Here is a 16,241-nt window from a genome sequence, read left to right as displayed (position 1 = left end):
ATGGTCTCTCATGGACTGATTGGGGCCAGCTTGTTCTTCCTCGTCGGCTGTACCTATGACCGGACTCATACCCTGATGCTCGATGAAATGGGCGGGGTGGGGCAGAAGATGAAAAAAGTCTTCGCTATGTGGACGGTTTGCGCCCTCGCTTCTCTGGCTCTACCGGGAATGAGTGGCTTTGTGGCTGAACTGATGGTCTTTGTAGGCTTTGCTACCAGTGATGCCTATAGTCTCAGCTTCCGCGTGGTGGTGGTTTGCTTAGCGGCAGTTGGGGTAATTTTGACCCCCATTTATCTGCTGTCGATGCTGCGGGAACTCCTCTATGGCCCCGAGAACAAAGAGCTGGTTGAACATGAGGTATTGGTAGATGCTGAACCTCGTGAGATCTTCGTGATTGGCTCCTTGCTGATTCCGATTATCGGCATTGGCCTCTATCCAAAACTGTTGACTCAGGTCTATGATGCGACGACGGTTCAACTGACGGCACGGTTGCGAGAATCGATACCGTCTTTGGTTGAAGCCAATAAGGTGGCGGCTCAACCGGTCACTCAACCGACGATGGCCATGTCAGTGCAAACGGCTCCCTCGTTGAAGGATTAGCCATTATCATGTTTCGCGTGTATTGTCAATAGTTTTGGCAAATCATGTCATCTTAACCCCAGTTCCTCAGAACTGGGGTTTTTCTCTGGGGCATTTGGCCCAAATGGGCGCAACACCGAAAAAGTGGGGGCGAGGAAGTTTACACCCGAGTGGTCTCGGGCAAAATTCCTCTAAAGACGGATTGATCGATTGCGATGTCGTGGGACAATCGAAGCCAAGACGGGTTTAAGTCTTGATCTGATCTATTGATTGTGGGGAGTGCTGTTTGCTGTGACCGAAATAACCCACCTGACTCAAGAAATTCTCTCAGGGGCTGGCTATGTGGTGGTTCCTGATGTTCTGACGCCGAAGATGGCTGAGGAGATGCGATCGCAGATTCTGGAGTTAGCCCGCCATTGTCCCCATGAGGAGAAGCGGCAACGAGTCTATGGCTTAATTTACCAAGCTCCTCAATTTGCAGACCTAGTTGAACATCCCCAAGTCTTCGAAATCGCCCGAGACATCCTAGGGGAAAGTTTACGCCTGGGGGGCTTTTCGGCTCATGTTCTCCATGCTGGGGCCTCGGCGATGGGCATTCATGTGGATTATCCCTATTGGGCCATGGAACCACCCTTTCCCGATCGCCCCGTTTTGGAAGTCCAAGCCATTTGGATGTTAGAAGATTTCGATGAAGCCAATGGGGCGCCGATTTTTGCCCCCGGAAGCCAAACCCTCTGTGATACCCCGGATGTTAAACGCTTTGACCGCACGGCCCGTTCCGTATCAGGACAGGCCGGCTCTGTGGTGATTTCTCACGGACTCTGTTGGCACGATACGGGCAAAAACTACACGACAACATCCCGAGTGTCCTTGTTGGCCAACTATACGGCAAAATTTATTCAACCCCTCGAAGATTTCCGCTATGGCTGCGATCGCCACCGTTTCGATCAAGTCAGTCCCACCCTAAAACACCTACTCCGTTACGATTTCAAGCCCTCAACCGATCCGATTTATCCCCTATGGGACTAATGTGGGACTAATGTGGGACTAATGTGGGACTAACCCATCGATATGACAGCATGAGTGACTCGAAACTGAACCGTCGGCGTATTGTTGCCTTTGCCCTGCCTGCGATTCCCATTTCTGCCCTAGGGTTGCCCCTCGTGGTCTATGTTCCTCCCTTTTACAGTGAATTGGGTTTGGGGTTATCGGTGGTGGGCAATATCTTCGCCTTAGCGCGGTTGTGGGATCTGATCACAGACCCCATCTTGGGAACCGTGAGCGATCGTTGGACGACTCGCATCGGACGGCGACGGCCCTGGATTATCTTGTCAGTTCCCCTGTTGATGGCGAGCGCCTACGCCATTTTTCTCCCCAGTCAGCCCGTCTCAGCCGCCTATTTACTGATTTGGCTGATTTTGCTCTATGTGGGCTATACCATGCTGAGTATCTCCCATATGTCCTGGGGGGCAGAGTTATCTGACGACTATTACGATCGCTCCCGAGTTCAAGGCTGGCGGGAATTTGCTCTAATTTTCGGGATGTTGGCGGTGTTAGTGATTCCAGCCATCATCCAACAACTTCAAGATGCCAATTCCGCCCTACAACTTGGGGCCATGGGGTGGTTTGTGGTGATGACGCTGCCGATTACCGTCGCCATCTCCGTCTGGACGGTTCCAGAACGTCCGACTCCCCCTCAACCCAGCATTGGTTTCGTGAATTCCGCCAAAATCCTCGCCCGGAACCATCTCTTACAACGAGTCTTAGGCGCAAATTTCTTAACGGGATTGGCCCCCGGTGTCACGGGGTCCATTTATATTTTCTTTATCAGTGATGTGATGGCCTTGCCCGATTGGTCAAGCGCTATTCTGCTGATGTATTTTCTCGCCAGTCTGATTGGGGTTCCCGGTTGGATTTGGCTCAGTTGTCGCCTGGGGAAACATCAAACCTTCATTGTGGCCATGGTGTGGATGTCGGTGGTGTTACCGTTGCTGCTGTGGGTTCCCCCCGGAAATTTGGCCCTGAATATCCTCGTGAACACGCTCTATGGGGTCACGACAGCGGCGAGTCCCTTTCTTTTACGCTCGATTTTGGCCGATGTCACGGATTGGGACAATGTGGAATCGGGCAGTCAACGCACCGGTTTGTATTATTCTCTACTGATGATGAGTAATAAGTTCGGCTATGCTCTAGCGGTGGGGATTACCTACCCGGTTTTGGATTGGATTGGCTACAGTCCTGAGGTGGAGAATAGCGCTGAAACGCTGATGGGGTTAAAACTGTTATTTGTCTTTGCGCCAATTTTGGCGGTGTTACCGGCGATGGCTCTTCTCTGGCGTTTCCCTCTCAATCATCAGGCGCAACAAGTTCTACGTCAGCAGTTGATTGAGCGGGATTTGCTCAAGGATCGTTAAACTGGGTCGAGGTTGAGGACAACCCGAAACGGATCACCACTCCGAGAAAAGAAGGGGCGATCTAGAGTTCGCCCCCTGGGATAGTTGTCTTGAACGATAACGCTAATCTAACTCATCGAGTCGAGTTTGAATCTCCTCAATTAAGGCCTCAGCCTCCTGTTCCGTGGCCAGTTCCAGAGCGGTTTCTAGGGTGGCGATCGCCTCGGCGGTTCGGCCTCGCTGCTGCAAGGCTCGTCCCAAGAGATAATGAGCTCGCGGTTGCTCGGGATCGGCGGTGATCGCCTGACGCAAGGATAAAATCGCATTCAAGCTATCGTTGTTGTCTAACAGCAGTTCCCCGAGCGTCAGATGAACATCGGCGCGATCGCCGAGAAACCGAGAGGCTTGGCGCAACAAATCCAAAGCCTGCTCCCGTTCTCCCTGACTGAGCAAAAGTCGCCCCACTTCAAACAATAACGAGCCATCGCGGGGGTTCAACTCCACGGCCCGATTAAAGGCCGTCAATGCGCCTTCGACATCCTCTTGATTGAGACGAGCCACCCCTAAATTGACCTGAATTCGTCCTTCGTCAGGGGCCAACTCTGCCGCCGCCTCTAACACCTCTAAGGCCTCGTCATAACGCTCAAGTTGCAAGAGAGTTGAACCGATGGACTCTTGAACCTGCCAATTGTCGGGATTTAAGGCCGCTGCTTCACGATAGGCGGCCAAAGCACCTTCATAATTCTCCTGACGATAGCGCATCACGCCTAAACCTAAAAAGGCGTTGGTGTTGCGATCGTTGAGATCGACGGTGGCTTGATATTCGGCTTCAGCCGCCTCATACTCTCCCGCATTGGCCAAACTATAGGCCAGAGCATAATGGAACTCCGAGACATTGGGTTCGAGTTCCAAGGCGCGACGATAGGCGGTGATCGCCGCGTCATAGTTGTTTTGCCGCGCTTCGAGGTAGCCGATGGCTGAGAAAATTCGAGCATTGTCGCTCTCTAACTCAGCCGCTTGACGATAGGCGCGCAAGGCGGCGGATAGGTTACCCGAACTGACAAACTCCTGTCCCGCTAGCAGTAGCTCGTTGACATCTTGACCGTCACTGGCTTGGACTAAAGACTGGGGTCGATTGGGGGAGACTAAGCTGGCGGCGGTGACGGGAGGAGTGGCCAAGCTGGCGATCGCCGCGATGGAGAGGAGCGAGGTCAGCCAATCCCGAGGCTGTGCCAAAAATCTCAGGGGCGATCGATGACCGGGATGTCGGTGAGTAAACATAGGCGTGATACAACGTCCTTGTGAGAGCGAACAGAATTGTGGACTCTTGAGTTGAGAGATCCGAGCGACAGATCCTTTAGACCCAAGAATCCCCATATCCTATCATTGACCGTTAGCCGTCATTGGATTCCGGATCTGCCCCATGTCTGGGCTAATCGCCGGACTCAATTTTAAGCGGTGATCGCCCCTTGCATCCGGGCTTCGAGGCGATCGAGGAGTGTATCCACATCATCGCCAACGTCTTCAAAACATTGGGGAGGTTCTGGCTGCGGTTGGTATTGAATGGCCTGGATCTGCCCTTGGCTAATCCCCAATAGCAAGACTTCAACTTCAGGATTATGGTTTTCTACCACCCCCATCATCACCCGTAACTGGTTATCCACCTTTTCATTGAGAGTGATTAAGGCGGCTCGGGGACAAGTAATAAAGTGAGGGGTGGGTTCAACGTCAATGCCAAGGGTGGCGTCACTGTCGGGATCTTGTAGGTGCAGTCCCCAAGCCAGGGCCGCTAGTTCTTGGCTATTGGCTTTGACAAAGTGATCAAGTTGTTGGCGCCATTGATGATCGGCGGTATGGGTGGGGGAGATTCCAGATTCCATGATGACTGACTCGCAAGAACAATGCGTCCATAGCTTAGCAAATGGGGGGTTTACCGGTCGAGGGTGAACCGGGTCCGCTGGGGCGGTCTACATGCGAGTCAGGGCGGCCACTTTTTTCTGTTTGCTGGGATGGAGTCCGTCGAGTTCTTCTAAGGACAGCCATCCTTCTTTGATTAACTGAGAAAAGGCAAAGAGAAACATTGAATCTCGGTAATCATATTTACCGTCAATGTCATGGCGTCTGGCACTGAGATAGTCATGAAGTTGCCAAAGTTCATCTAGGCCTGCAATGGCTTCGACTTTATCTTTGACCTCGTCAACTAGGGCAGCAACTTCGCGGTGATAGGCTTTTTTGAAGGCGGCTTGAGCTAACTCTTTCTCAGCTATTGTCCAATCAATGTCAGTTTTTGGCATTGTCTTAAGTCTGAATAATCTCTAACGTTTTCGCAAGGAATTTAACAAAATTGGGGTCTTCTGGGTTTAGGGCGATCAGGAGAATTTATGGCAGATTACATCCGTTGCCGTAGGGCGAAAGATTTTTCGCCCCTAGAATTTGGTATGCCATGCAACAAATTCCACCCTCTATCCAGAAGACCCAAAAATTTGGACCCCACCGTTGGCTTATGGCTAAAAAGCCTCGGCATCAAATCTCTGTGATAGTTTAGGGGATGGTTTAGAGGAATTGCCTGCTGAACTTCGGCGGCGATCGCAACCGAAACGATCCCCCAGCCAGGACAACACTGACATAACTCAGTGAACTCGTCCTCGCCAAGCGATTGGGTTTCCACCAATTCAAGCCATCATCATGAGCTACCGCCACTAATTCCAATTCAAGATCGATCAGAATTAAAGACGTATCAGGATTAGGAAAAACCGATAGACCGCATCACGACTGATGTCACGGCCGCCTAATTCAGTTGCCGGTCTGACTCTGCACCCGTCCGAGACCGATGCAGCAGACATCAAGCCCGCTCTCGGGTGAGATCAGGCGACTCGTAAATTAAGAAAAGATGCTGTAGGTCGGGCCAAATTTTAGGTGGATCGATTATATCAGATTTTGGCAAAAAAATCAGAGGACATCCCACCCAATGTCGTTGGGGAGAGACCTCTGATGTGGTGATAGCTGGGTCTGAGACGACTTTTGAGACCTCTCAACCGGGGTCTAGTTCTGCCATCTAACGGGCTAGGTTCACGAGTTCTTTCGGTGAGGCGAGTAGGTCAATCGCCACAAAGTAAATTTTGTTTTCTGGGTTGAGTAGGAAGCGCCAAGCCATATTCATGCCGACAGCCGCGCCAAACCAGGGGGTTTGAACTTTACCCGTGACCTTGATTTGGGTGTAACCATCTTCTGCGGGTTCAACAACACCTTGTTCGGGCATCAGTTTCAAGTTCTGACAATCTTCGCGCATGAACTTGTAAACGTTGTCTTTACCGACAATGGGGCGTTGGAAGGGGGGTTGCAGGGCGCCATCTTCGACGAACAACTTAATGAGGTTGTCGAAGTCGTTGGCGTTCATATTGTTCATGTAGTTCAGCACGGTGGGGTTATCGACACCCTTAATGCTGACACTGGTGCGTTGCGACATCTCTTTGGGAGGCGCAACGGGTTCGGCGACGGTTTTATAGCCGTCGAGTTTATTGGTATCAAAGCCCATATCCACCACCGAATTCCGTAAAACGGTGATTTGTTGGCCAGAATCGAGGTTGCGAATGGCCTCTAAGACGGCTTTGGCGTTGGCCGAGAGTTGGTAGCCATCGGGAATGGGGGCCACTACGCCCTGTTCCATCCATTCTCCGAGTTGATACCAGAATCCCAGCTTGATGTTGGACGACCAGATCGCATAGGTCCGACCGATCTCGGTATCGGCACGATTAGCCAGGTCACACATGACCTGAGATTGCTCTTGGAACGACATGGCCTTGATTTGGTTCAAGGTGTTCTCGGCAAACTGCATATTAGCCGCCCCCGGTGCGGCGATGGTGATGGATTTGCCCATTTCGAGATAGGCAAACCAAATCAGGGCCAACTGATCTTCGGCGTTCAGTTGCGAGAAACGAGCAATCGTCGCAGGAACGGCATCTGCTGATAGAGTTTCTGGGAAGATATTGCGGGCTGTTTCAATGTTGAATGGCATCTGTTAACCTGAATTTAAACAACAGTTAGTTGAATGGACAGTCGAATGGACAAACGTAGCGTTAGTGACTAAATAATTAGGAGCGATTGAAGGCAATGTCCCAACTAAACCCAATCTAGAAACGTTGGTGATTTCTAGTTTTTCTTCGGTCTGGCGTCACGGCCAGATTAATAGAATTTGGGCGAGTCCTCTTGCTCCCCACTATATCTTAGTTCTCGGTGAGGGCGCAAGCTAATTTGTCTTAATTTAGCCTTGATGTCGGGCAAGGGATTAGGGATTTGGATTCGGTTATCCGACCCTTCCCAAATCGTCGCTTAAGACTGGGCAAATTTTCCTGGGTGAGGATGTTGCGCCGTCCAATGGCGTTCGGAAGATAAATAGGGCGAAATCCCCGGAAATCCAGACTTTTCTAGCATTTCTGCAATTTCTGATAGGGTGAAAGCCGCACAAAGGGAGTCTCGAAAAAGTTGGGTTTGATGGGGATCGTAATCGGCCCCGAGTTGAGCGACGAGGCGCTCGACGCTCGCTTCGTCAACTGGACGGACTAAATCCCTCAGAAACAGACCCCCTTGGGGTTTGAGAACTCGTCGCACTTCTCGCAGGCCGGGGAGGGGGTCCGGTAGATGGTGAATAATGCTGTTGGAGATGACGAGATCAAAATGGCCATCGGGGTAGGGAAGCTGTTTGGCGTCAGCGTAATCAAGGCGGATGCGATCGCCGAGTTCAGCCTTGGCCACATGGCTGGCCCCAAGTTTTAACATAGTCTGAGATAAATCAATGCCGGTGACGGTCCATTGAGGCCGACGTTGACACAGAAGGATGGGAATCCGAGCGGGGCCAGTCCCGACATCGAGGACGGTGGCTTGTTCGGGGGCCAAGGCGATCGCCTCCTCGACAAAGGCCTGATTCACCTCGGTAAAATCCATGGCATCATAGGCCATAGTTTCCTCCCAGGTGTCCATCACTTCGGGTTCTAGAACTCGTTTCATGGGCTATTAATCTCGATCCGGGTTTGAGGTCCTGTTGTCATAATCGTTTAGGGTATCACTCTAATTGTATGGCCGAAGGGAGGTGAAGCGAAAAAAATTGAGCACAATCATCTCCGAAATCCCTGTTTCAATCATTAATTGATGATTGTTTATATAGGATTGCTATATTCTGTCCAGGAGCCACTGTTCTGCGGATTGGGAATTGAGGGGTCGAGAAAATAAATAGCCTTGTCCTTCCTCAAAGCCAAGTTCTTGTAAGGCGGCAAGTTGATGTTGAGTTTCAATCCCTTCAGCCACTAATGAAAGATGTAAATTTTGTGCCAGTCGAGCGATATTGCGGACAATTTCAATACTTCGGTCACTGGCTTCTAACTGCATAACAAATGAGCGATCAAGTTTCAAGACTGTGAATGAAAATAAATGTAAATAACTCAAAGACGAGTAGCCAGTCCCAAAATCATCAATACTAAGAGTGATGCCGCGCTGTTGAATCTGATCTAAACAACCCCGAATTTGCTCAGTGTTTTGCATTAAGGTGGTTTCGGTAATTTCCAATTTTAGGCAATAGGCGGGAATTGCCGTCGTCCTAAGAATATCATCGAGTACCTCTAAAAAACCCGGTTGGGTTAATTGTACGGCGGCGACATTGACACTCATCGTTAAGTCGGGTTGCTTGAGCTGAGTTTGCCAACGAGCTAACTGTTGGCAGGCTTGGCGTAACACCCATTCGCCGAGGGCAACCACTAGCCCCGTTTCCTCAGTTAAGGGGATAAATTCCCCCGGAGGAACTAATCCCCGTTGGGGATGTTGCCAACGAACGAGAGCCTCAAAGCCCAAACAGTGGGATGTTGAGAGGTGGATAAAGGGTTGATAATACACCTCAAACTCGTCTCGTTCTAAGGCTCGACGTAGGGCGGCATCAAGCTCAATACGATTAAGGGCTGCATCTCGCAGTTTTTGACTGAACATGACATATTTATCAGGCAATGTCGATCGCGCCTGATACATGGCCATATCCCCAGCTTGTAAGTAATCTTCGGGATTCGGGTAACCCAAGTCACTGACAACAACGCCAATACTGCAATCAGAAAAGACATCGTGATGATTGAGTCCATAAACAGAGGTAAGATGCTCCCGCAGCCGTCCCACGATCGCCTCAATGGAGTCCACATTTTGACGCAGTAGAATCGCAAACTCATTATCTTCCATACGGCCGGCGATCGCCTTGGGAAAACAGGTTTTGATACGTACAGCGGCTTCCACTAAGAGTTGTCGTGCCACCGCATGGCCTAAGCTGAACTTAAGACGAGTAAAGCCATCGAGACTGACATAAAGCAGGGTGAACGGGTGAGCCTGTTTTCGGTTGCGGCTGATCGCCTGCTGCAAATTGCGGCTAAAGCCGGTGCGATTGAGCAATCCCGTCACGGTATCGCGAAAGGCATAGCGTTCAAGTTGAGCCTGAACTTGCAGACGTTCAGTCACATCATTGGCTAAGATCACTTGGGCCGGCCGGCCCTTAAAAGTAAAGTCATGGGTCGTAATATCCACAGCAATAACGGAGCCATCTTTTTTCAAATGTCGCCGAATCCCGGAGGCGGTGTAACCCCGTGGGATATGTTGCAGATTATCCAGAAGACTTGGCACATCTTCAGCCGGGCGAATGGCCTCGATGGTCATGGCCATAAATTCGTCGTGACTGTAGCCATAATGAGCGATGGCCGCTTGATTCACCGCTAGAAATCGTAGGCTTTCTTGGTCATAAATCCACATCGGTTGCGGATGACATTCAAAGAGGTTCCGATAGCGTTCTTCTGATTCTGCTAAAGCCTCATAGGCTTGTTTCGCATCGGTCATGTCTCGTGAGATGCCAATCACACCAATGGGGACACCGCGCGGGTCATACCAAACATCTTTGCAGGTGAGATAGATTTTAGGCACTTGGGCTGGCTGGTTCGGCAGCGGGTTGGGTGGGGTGAGCCAGTTTTCAACCTGTTGTGTGATGCCACTGACGGTTGTCATGCGATCGTGGTCTTGAAATTGACGGCCGAGCTTTTCCCCGAAGAGGTCGATATCGTTGGCTCCGAGCATTTGCGGAACGGATACTCCCGCCAAGTCGGCCGCTGCGGTATTGGCAACCACATACTGACCGTCGAGATTTTTGGCAAAAATTGCATCGGTGGTACTTTCGAGGATCGTCTCCAAGAGGCTATAGCTTTTCTGGAGCGATCGCGCCGCGTGAAGCAGTACGGCATAGAGAGCGATGCTGGTGACCAAGACAAACCCCCATCCTTTCAGGGTTTGGGCTTGGGTCGATAGAGTGGGAGTCTCTAGAATCTCAGCGACCATATAATCTGAGAGTATAATCCAGAGACTACCAATAAAGCTATACAAAACCGTGATTTGTACAGCAAAACGGATTGAGGACAACGGCTCAAGTTTCACAGGTTTAAATCTGATTGAAAGATGCTTCTCACTCTCCTAGCATAGCTAGATTCTTTGGCAACCGCAGGGAAACGGTGCTGCGATGGAGTGGCGGCCGGAGAAAACGATGTTAAAAAAACTCCCTCAAAAGAGGGAGTTGTATCGGTTATCGAGAGTGTTGAACCGAGAGCATCTGTTCTCTAAGCACCTTTACCTAAATCGGCGACTCCTAACAGGGTTTGAGGTGAGGTAATCTCAGGTGCAAACAAGCCACCGGAGAAGAGGCGATTTTGTTGACGCTGTTGAGCGAAGACGGGCAGGGCATTGCGCACGACGGCGGCGACTTCGGTGGTTTTGACGTCGTAGGTTTGGGTGGCCAATTTGGGGTAGAAGCCAATACCAACGATGGGCAGCAGTAAGCAGGCGGTGATGATGATTTCCCGAGGTTTCGCGTCAAACCAACGGTTGAGGTCCATCTCAGGCTGTTGAGCCGCGTCTTGAGTGGTCGGGTTGCCGTAGAAGATGCGGCGCAACATGGACAGGAGATAGACGGGGGTGGCAATTAAGCCGACAGCCGAGAGGAGGACCACAACCAGTTTGAAGCTGTCGCTGTAGGCGTCACTGCTAGAGATGCCGATGAAGACGGTAAGTTCGCCAATGAAGCCACTCATTCCCGGTAGAGCCAGAGAGGCCATGGAACCGGCGGTGAAGAGGGCAAAGGTTTTAGGCATGACTTTGGCTAAACCGCCCATGTTCTCCATCGAGAGGGTATGGGTGCGTTCGTAGGTGACGCCGGCGAGGAAGAAGAGCATCGCGGCAATCAACCCGTGGGAGAGCATTTGCAGGACGGCTCCATTTAAGCCCACTTCGGTGAAGGAGGCGATACCGATGAGGACGAAGCCCATGTGGGAGATGGAGGAACAGGCGAGACGACGCTTGAGGTTGTCTTGAGCGAAGGCGGTTAAGGCGCCGTAGAGGATGTTGACGACACCGAGAATGACCAGGGCCGGTGCGAAGTAGATGTGAGCGTTGGGCAGAACTTCGACGTTGAGGCGAATTAGGGCGTAGCCTCCCATTTTTAGGAGAATCCCGGCCAAAATCATGGAGACGGGGGCTGAGGCTTCACCGTGCGCATCCGGGAGCCAGGTGTGGACGGGGAAGATGGGGAGTTTGACGCCGAAGGCGATCAGGAAGCCGGCGTAGGTGAGGAGTTCTAGGGCGATGGGGAAGTTTTTGGCCCCGAGTTCGGCGATATCGAAGGTGATGCGATCGCCCCAGAAGGCCATGGCCAACCCCGAGACGAGAATAAAGATAGAAGCCAGTGCGGTATAGAGAATAAATTTAGTGGCGGCATACTGACGTTTGGGTCCGCCCCAGATGGAGATGAGGAGATAGACGGGAACCAACTCGACTTCCCACATGAGGAAGAACAGCAGCAGATCCTGAGCGGCAAAGACACCAATCTGGGCGCTCAGAAGAACTAGGATAAGGCTATAAAATAGGCGCGGTTTACGGCTGACGTTCCAGGCGGCGGCGATGGCGAGAACGTTGACGAGTCCGGTCAGGAGAATTAGGGGAGCGGAGAGACCATCGACGGCTAGGGACCAGTTGAGTCCGAGTTGAGGAACCCAGGGGTAGCGTTCTACCAGTTGGAAACTCGAGTCGTCAAAGTTGTAGTGTTGCGCGAAGGCGACGACCATGAGGGCGAAGTCGGTCAGGCCAACCCCTAGGGCGTACCAACGTAGGGTTTTACCGTCGCGATCGGGGATGATGGGGATGAAGGCGGCGGCGAGTAAGGGTAATACTAAAATGGCGGTAAGCCAGGGAAACTGTGCCATTGGTTTGAGATGAGCATATATACTTAGTTCGGCTGTTTACATTCTAGGAGCCTCTGTTAAGTTATGCAAACTTTTTTTGCGATATATTTAAATTTAATTGAGAAGATAAGCCGGACTTATGATGAGCGACTGGGAGCCGGCTGAACGGTCAACGGTTAACTGATCTATAATGACTTGCTAAGTTCAAACCTTACGTTAGCGGTAACATGACTGTTGTGCTTTCGACTGCGATCCGGGCTGCGACGGCGCCAACGGTTGCTCCTGTTAAGCGAGATCAGACGGTTCGTAAGCCGTATCCCAATTTCAAGGTCATCGTCTTAGATGATGACTTCAATACCTTTGTGCATGTGGCGAATTGTCTGTTGCAATATATCCCGCAGATGACGAACGATCGCGCCTGGGATTTAACTTACCAAGTCCACAATGAGGGTCAAGCTGTGGTGTGGGTGGGACCCCAAGAACAAGCGGAGTTCTATCATATGCAGCTGCGACGGGAAGGCCTGACGATGGCCCCATTAGAACCGGCCTGAGCCGTTCTCGAAACCTATCGATATCTGGGAATCACGCCAATCATGATGTTGGCTTGGGGTGGGCTGGCAGTTGACAGATAAAATGAGACGCCACAAGAGTGCAAACTCATTACACTGAGAGGTGTTTGCAGCGTTGTGTCGCCATAATTGAAGTGGCAATTTTATCAGTCAACTGTCATCGCCATGTTGAGAAATTGGTCAGGAACGACCTTAACCGAGTCCCATACGGATTTCTGAACAGAAGGAGGCGTAACGGCTTCCTTGGTTATGGGTAACGACGCTGGTGCGTTCTCTTAGGTTGGGGTTGAGGAACCAGAGGCGTTCTTGGGTCTTGAGGGAATCGGTACTGGCCGAGAGGTTGAGGGCTTCGTCGTCTCCGAGGTGGTATTGGCCTTGGATGACTGAGGTCTCGGAGGGGTCTTCAGTCCAGCGCCAGAATTGGCCCTGGTTGGGCTGTTGGCCGGCCACAAAGATACTGATGGTGGCGCCGCTGGTGTTGTGGTTGGCGGTTCCGACGGTTCCTTGCCAATGGGTGCGGATGGCACAGACCACTGTATCTGCTGTGATGCCCACAGACTGACAGCGTTCGAGGAGGTGGGTATCGGTCGGTTCGATGAGATCAATCCAAAAATCACAGGTTCCGGCTTCTAGGGCCTGGGGCGGGATGGCATGGCTTGTTCGTTGGGAAAACCATTTGCCCGCACATTGGTTCATGAAATCGCTAAAGTGCATTGCCGTCGATCGCTCTCTCGTTACAGTAGGGGTGAACAGGTTTTGCGTTAGACAACCATTCTACCGGTCTACGGGGACCCTGAGGCCCCTAGTCCGCTGAGGTCGAGGTCAGGTGGGGAGATATGTTATGTTGATTAGAACTGTTTGCAAAAATTAACAATCCCGTTGTTTTACTATCCCTTTACTAACCCAACCCTCTATCCGGAGCCAGCTTCAGCGGCTCAGAGTCAGCGACCTTGGTGGGCGATCGCCGTCCAGCCAAGCTGGCTGATTTTTATCGGGTCGATTGTCTTGGTGTCGGTTCCGGTGTTTATCGAGGCGCCTCTGGTGCGTCATCTTCCCTGGTTGAGTTTGATCCTCACCCTGGGCTGGCTTTGGTCGAGTGCGATCTTGTTAACCCAGCGTCGCTTATGGATTTGGGGGGATTTACTCTTGGGCTTTTCCGGGAGTTGGTTCGCTGGCTCGATTTACTGGGGCTGGTTTCGCTGGGAACCCTTATGGCATCTGCCGATTGAATGTTTAGCCTTACCGCTGCCGTTGTGGTGTATTAGTCGCCATCGTCTCCTAATTGGTAGTTGGTTTGCGCTGGGGTCGTTATTGGGCACAGCGGTCACGGATGTATATTTTTATGTGGTGGATCTGATGCCCCAATGGCGGCAGGTGATGCGGGTCGACGCGGAGCTGGCCATGCCCATTTTTCAGACGGCGATCGCCAAGGTTCAGACCCCCTGGGGGACTGTCTGTGCGGTCGTTTTGGGAGGTGTGTTGCTGCTGGCCGGAGTGATTCCCCTCTGGACAACGGGGACTGAGGGGCCGCGTTCGTTACCTCGATCGCTACACCGCTGGGCTTTCTCAGGGGCGGTTCTCAGTACAATTTTAGTGGATACCTTATTTTGGTTCGCGGCTCTTGCGGCTTAATATGGAATCAGGGTGCATGATGAGATTTAGAGTTTAGAGTTGCGGCGGTTCCTCATGGGTCGCTCGTGAATGATGCGTCCAATGAGATGGTCGGTCTTTCGCCAACTTGGCTGACAGGGGCGTGAGTGAGCGCCGAGCTGCTGACATGGCTGATTGAGAGACTCAGCAGCGTCGATTGCCATCAAGAACTCTTTAATGGGCTATCGTTTAAGGGGAAATTCGCCCAAATCTAGGATGGAACTCTCCCTTAATCTCGCAAACCTGTCATAGAGAGTGTGCCTGTGGTGACTTGGAAATCTACCCCCCATCTCATCCTGCGGACCGAATCGGGGCCGCGCTACCTGGCCCTGTCGGGCAATAACTGCTGGACGTTTGGGCGCAGTGATGAGAATCAGTTTACCATCCCGGATCGTTGGGTATCCCGCGCCCATGCCATGCTTCAGCAAACGGATTTGGGAGAGTTTTATTTGATTGATTTGGGGAGTCGCAATGGGTCTTTTATCAATGGACGGCGGGTGAGTGTGCCGGTTCGACTCAATAACGGCGATCGCCTCACCCTGGGACAAACGGAGATGGTCTTTTATGCGCCGACTCATGTTCAGGCGGATGTGGAGGAGTCGGATACGGAGGATTCGGGGGCGACGGCGGTGTTATCGGTTCGTCGGCTCATTTCGGTGATGGTGGTCGATATTCGCGATTTTACGGTGTTGACGCGCCAACTTGATGAGCGGATGCTCTCGGAAGTGATCGGAACCTGGTTTCGTCATGCGGGGAATATCATCCGTGAGTCGGGGAGTTGGGTGGATAAGTATATCGGTGATGCGGTGATGGCGGTGTGGTTCCATACTCCCCAGGGAGAGGGGGATGGGGTGAGTAAGGAGGAATTGCTGCGAGTTTGTCAGGCGTTGGGGGAATTGCATCATATGACGCGGGAGTTGAGCGATCGCTATCCCTTGCCCTTTCCGCTGCGTATTGGGGCGGGGGTGAATACAGGCTATGCCATGGTGGGGAACACCGGAAGTGGCGATCGCCCCGATTATACGGCTCTCGGGGATACCGTCAACGCCGCCTTTCGCCTGGAATCCGCCACCAAGGAACTGCGTAAGGATGTCGCCCTTGGGTCCACCACTTACCGCTATCTCAGTGCCATTCGCGCCAGTGAGAACGTCTTTGAGGAGCATGAAGTGGCTCTCAAGGGCTATGATACGCCGACGGTCACCTATGCCGGGAATTTCGATGATCTCGATGCCTTCCTGCGGCTGAGTTACCAGGAGATTCAGGTCTAGGAACAGCGAAACCGGGGTGATGGGCGATCGCAAAGATGATAGTATCTTGATAAAAGATAAAATTTTGTATCGTTCCTGAGGCCGTCGTGCCTTCAACAGCGATACTAACACCGGTTATTTGAGAGAGGGATTGATGACATGAAACGATTGGTTCGCCTATTGGCAGTGGTCTGTGTCTGTGTGGGCTTGCTAGGTTGGGTTGCCCCCCTACAGCCAGCTCTGGCTAACGAAGGAGTTGAACTGAAAAACTCCTTTGATGCCAAACTCGATACAGAATTTGGGAAAAAGATTGATTTGAACAACACCAACGTCCGGGCCTTCCGCAAATATCGCGGTATGTATCCGACCTTGGCAGGATTGATTGTTGAGAATGCGCCTTACCAGAATGTCGAAGAGGTTCTAGAAATTCCCAGCCTCAGTGAGCGTCAGAAGCAGGTTCTGCAAGAGAATCTCAAGTATTTCACCGCCACTGATCCCGAAGCGTTCCTCAATGAAGGCGACGATCGCATTAACAACGGAATTTACTAAGACCTAGACATC

15 protein-coding genes are annotated in these 16,241 nt (G+C 51.8%); 7 read left to right on the top strand and 8 right to left on the bottom strand.

Annotation, left to right across the window (positions count from 1 at the left end; all coding sequences use genetic code 11):
• The 3 genes from R6U67_RS11035 to R6U67_RS11025 all read left to right on the top strand — a co-directional run.
• On the top strand, window positions 1–600 hold a 600-nt coding region (locus R6U67_RS11035; RefSeq protein ID WP_410252591.1), incomplete at its 5' end, for a proton-conducting transporter membrane subunit.
• Window positions 601–870: 270 nt separating this feature from the next.
• Window positions 871–1,608, top strand: a complete 738-nt coding sequence (locus tag R6U67_RS11030; RefSeq protein ID WP_410252590.1) for a phytanoyl-CoA dioxygenase family protein — start codon at window positions 871–873, stop codon at window positions 1,606–1,608.
• A gap of 23 nt (window positions 1,609–1,631) precedes the next feature.
• Complete coding sequence (locus R6U67_RS11025) at window positions 1,632–2,993, top strand: MFS transporter (RefSeq protein ID WP_410252589.1); 1,362 nt, start codon at window positions 1,632–1,634, stop codon at window positions 2,991–2,993.
• 102 nt (window positions 2,994–3,095) lie between these two features.
• On the opposite strand, the gene R6U67_RS11020 is transcribed toward R6U67_RS11025, so the two are convergent.
• The 7 genes from R6U67_RS11020 to R6U67_RS10990 all read right to left on the bottom strand — a co-directional run bounded on the left by R6U67_RS11020 (window position 3,096) and on the right by R6U67_RS10990 (window position 12,235).
• Window positions 3,096–4,253: a tetratricopeptide repeat protein gene (locus tag R6U67_RS11020; RefSeq protein ID WP_410252588.1), complete on the bottom strand. Its 1,158-nt coding sequence runs from the start codon at window positions 4,251–4,253 to the stop codon at window positions 3,096–3,098.
• A gap of 170 nt (window positions 4,254–4,423) precedes the next feature.
• Window positions 4,424–4,852, bottom strand: a complete 429-nt coding sequence (locus R6U67_RS11015) for a hypothetical protein (protein ID WP_410252587.1) — start codon at window positions 4,850–4,852, stop codon at window positions 4,424–4,426.
• Between the two features lie 87 nt (window positions 4,853–4,939).
• Complete coding sequence (locus R6U67_RS11010; protein WP_410252586.1) at window positions 4,940–5,266, bottom strand: hypothetical protein; 327 nt, start codon at window positions 5,264–5,266, stop codon at window positions 4,940–4,942.
• A 761-nt stretch (window positions 5,267–6,027) separates the two neighbouring features.
• Window positions 6,028–6,987 carry an orange carotenoid protein N-terminal domain-containing protein gene (locus R6U67_RS11005; RefSeq protein WP_410252585.1) on the bottom strand — a complete coding sequence of 320 codons (960 nt, stop codon included), beginning with the start codon at window positions 6,985–6,987 and terminating at the stop codon, window positions 6,028–6,030.
• Window positions 6,988–7,301: 314 nt separating this feature from the next.
• Window positions 7,302–7,976: a class I SAM-dependent methyltransferase gene (locus R6U67_RS11000; protein ID WP_410252584.1), complete on the bottom strand. Its 675-nt coding sequence runs from the start codon at window positions 7,974–7,976 to the stop codon at window positions 7,302–7,304.
• 162 nt (window positions 7,977–8,138) lie between these two features.
• Window positions 8,139–10,322, bottom strand: coding sequence for an EAL domain-containing protein (locus R6U67_RS10995; RefSeq protein WP_410252583.1), 2,184 nt, complete (start codon window positions 10,320–10,322; stop codon window positions 8,139–8,141).
• Between the two features lie 275 nt (window positions 10,323–10,597).
• The gene (locus R6U67_RS10990; protein ID WP_410252582.1) at window positions 10,598–12,235 is read right to left on the bottom strand and encodes an NAD(P)H-quinone oxidoreductase subunit 4; all 1,638 of its coding nucleotides are present in this window, start codon (window positions 12,233–12,235) and stop codon (window positions 10,598–10,600) included.
• A 206-nt stretch (window positions 12,236–12,441) separates the two neighbouring features.
• Here R6U67_RS10990 and clpS point away from each other — a divergent pair, with 206 nt between their 5' ends.
• The gene (gene clpS / locus R6U67_RS10985) at window positions 12,442–12,765 is read left to right on the top strand and encodes an ATP-dependent Clp protease adapter ClpS (RefSeq protein WP_410252581.1); all 324 of its coding nucleotides are present in this window, start codon (window positions 12,442–12,444) and stop codon (window positions 12,763–12,765) included.
• Window positions 12,766–12,975: 210 nt separating this feature from the next.
• Here clpS and R6U67_RS10980 read toward each other — a convergent pair whose 3' ends face one another.
• Window positions 12,976–13,479, bottom strand: coding sequence for a phycobiliprotein lyase (locus tag R6U67_RS10980; RefSeq protein ID WP_410252580.1), 504 nt, complete (start codon window positions 13,477–13,479; stop codon window positions 12,976–12,978).
• 183 nt (window positions 13,480–13,662) lie between these two features.
• Between R6U67_RS10980 and R6U67_RS10975 the strand changes: the two genes are divergently transcribed.
• The 3 genes from R6U67_RS10975 (at window position 13,663) to psbU (ending at window position 16,229) form a co-directional block, all read left to right on the top strand.
• Window positions 13,663–14,415 (top strand): DUF3120 domain-containing protein, encoded by a 753-nt coding sequence (locus tag R6U67_RS10975; RefSeq protein ID WP_410252579.1) that lies wholly within the window; start codon window positions 13,663–13,665, stop codon window positions 14,413–14,415.
• Between the two features lie 281 nt (window positions 14,416–14,696).
• Window positions 14,697–15,701: an adenylate/guanylate cyclase domain-containing protein gene (locus tag R6U67_RS10970; protein ID WP_068788777.1), complete on the top strand. Its 1,005-nt coding sequence runs from the start codon at window positions 14,697–14,699 to the stop codon at window positions 15,699–15,701.
• Between the two features lie 138 nt (window positions 15,702–15,839).
• The gene (psbU, locus tag R6U67_RS10965) at window positions 15,840–16,229 is read left to right on the top strand and encodes a photosystem II complex extrinsic protein PsbU (protein ID WP_087712115.1); all 390 of its coding nucleotides are present in this window, start codon (window positions 15,840–15,842) and stop codon (window positions 16,227–16,229) included.
• Window positions 16,230–16,241: the final 12 nt, after the last annotated feature.

Source organism: Sodalinema sp. (assembly GCF_046483825.1).
Lineage (GTDB): Bacteria > Cyanobacteriota > Cyanobacteriia > Cyanobacteriales > Geitlerinemataceae > Sodalinema.
The sequence above is the reverse complement of the archived record's forward strand: the minus strand, read 5'-3'. Positions and strand labels throughout refer to the sequence as shown.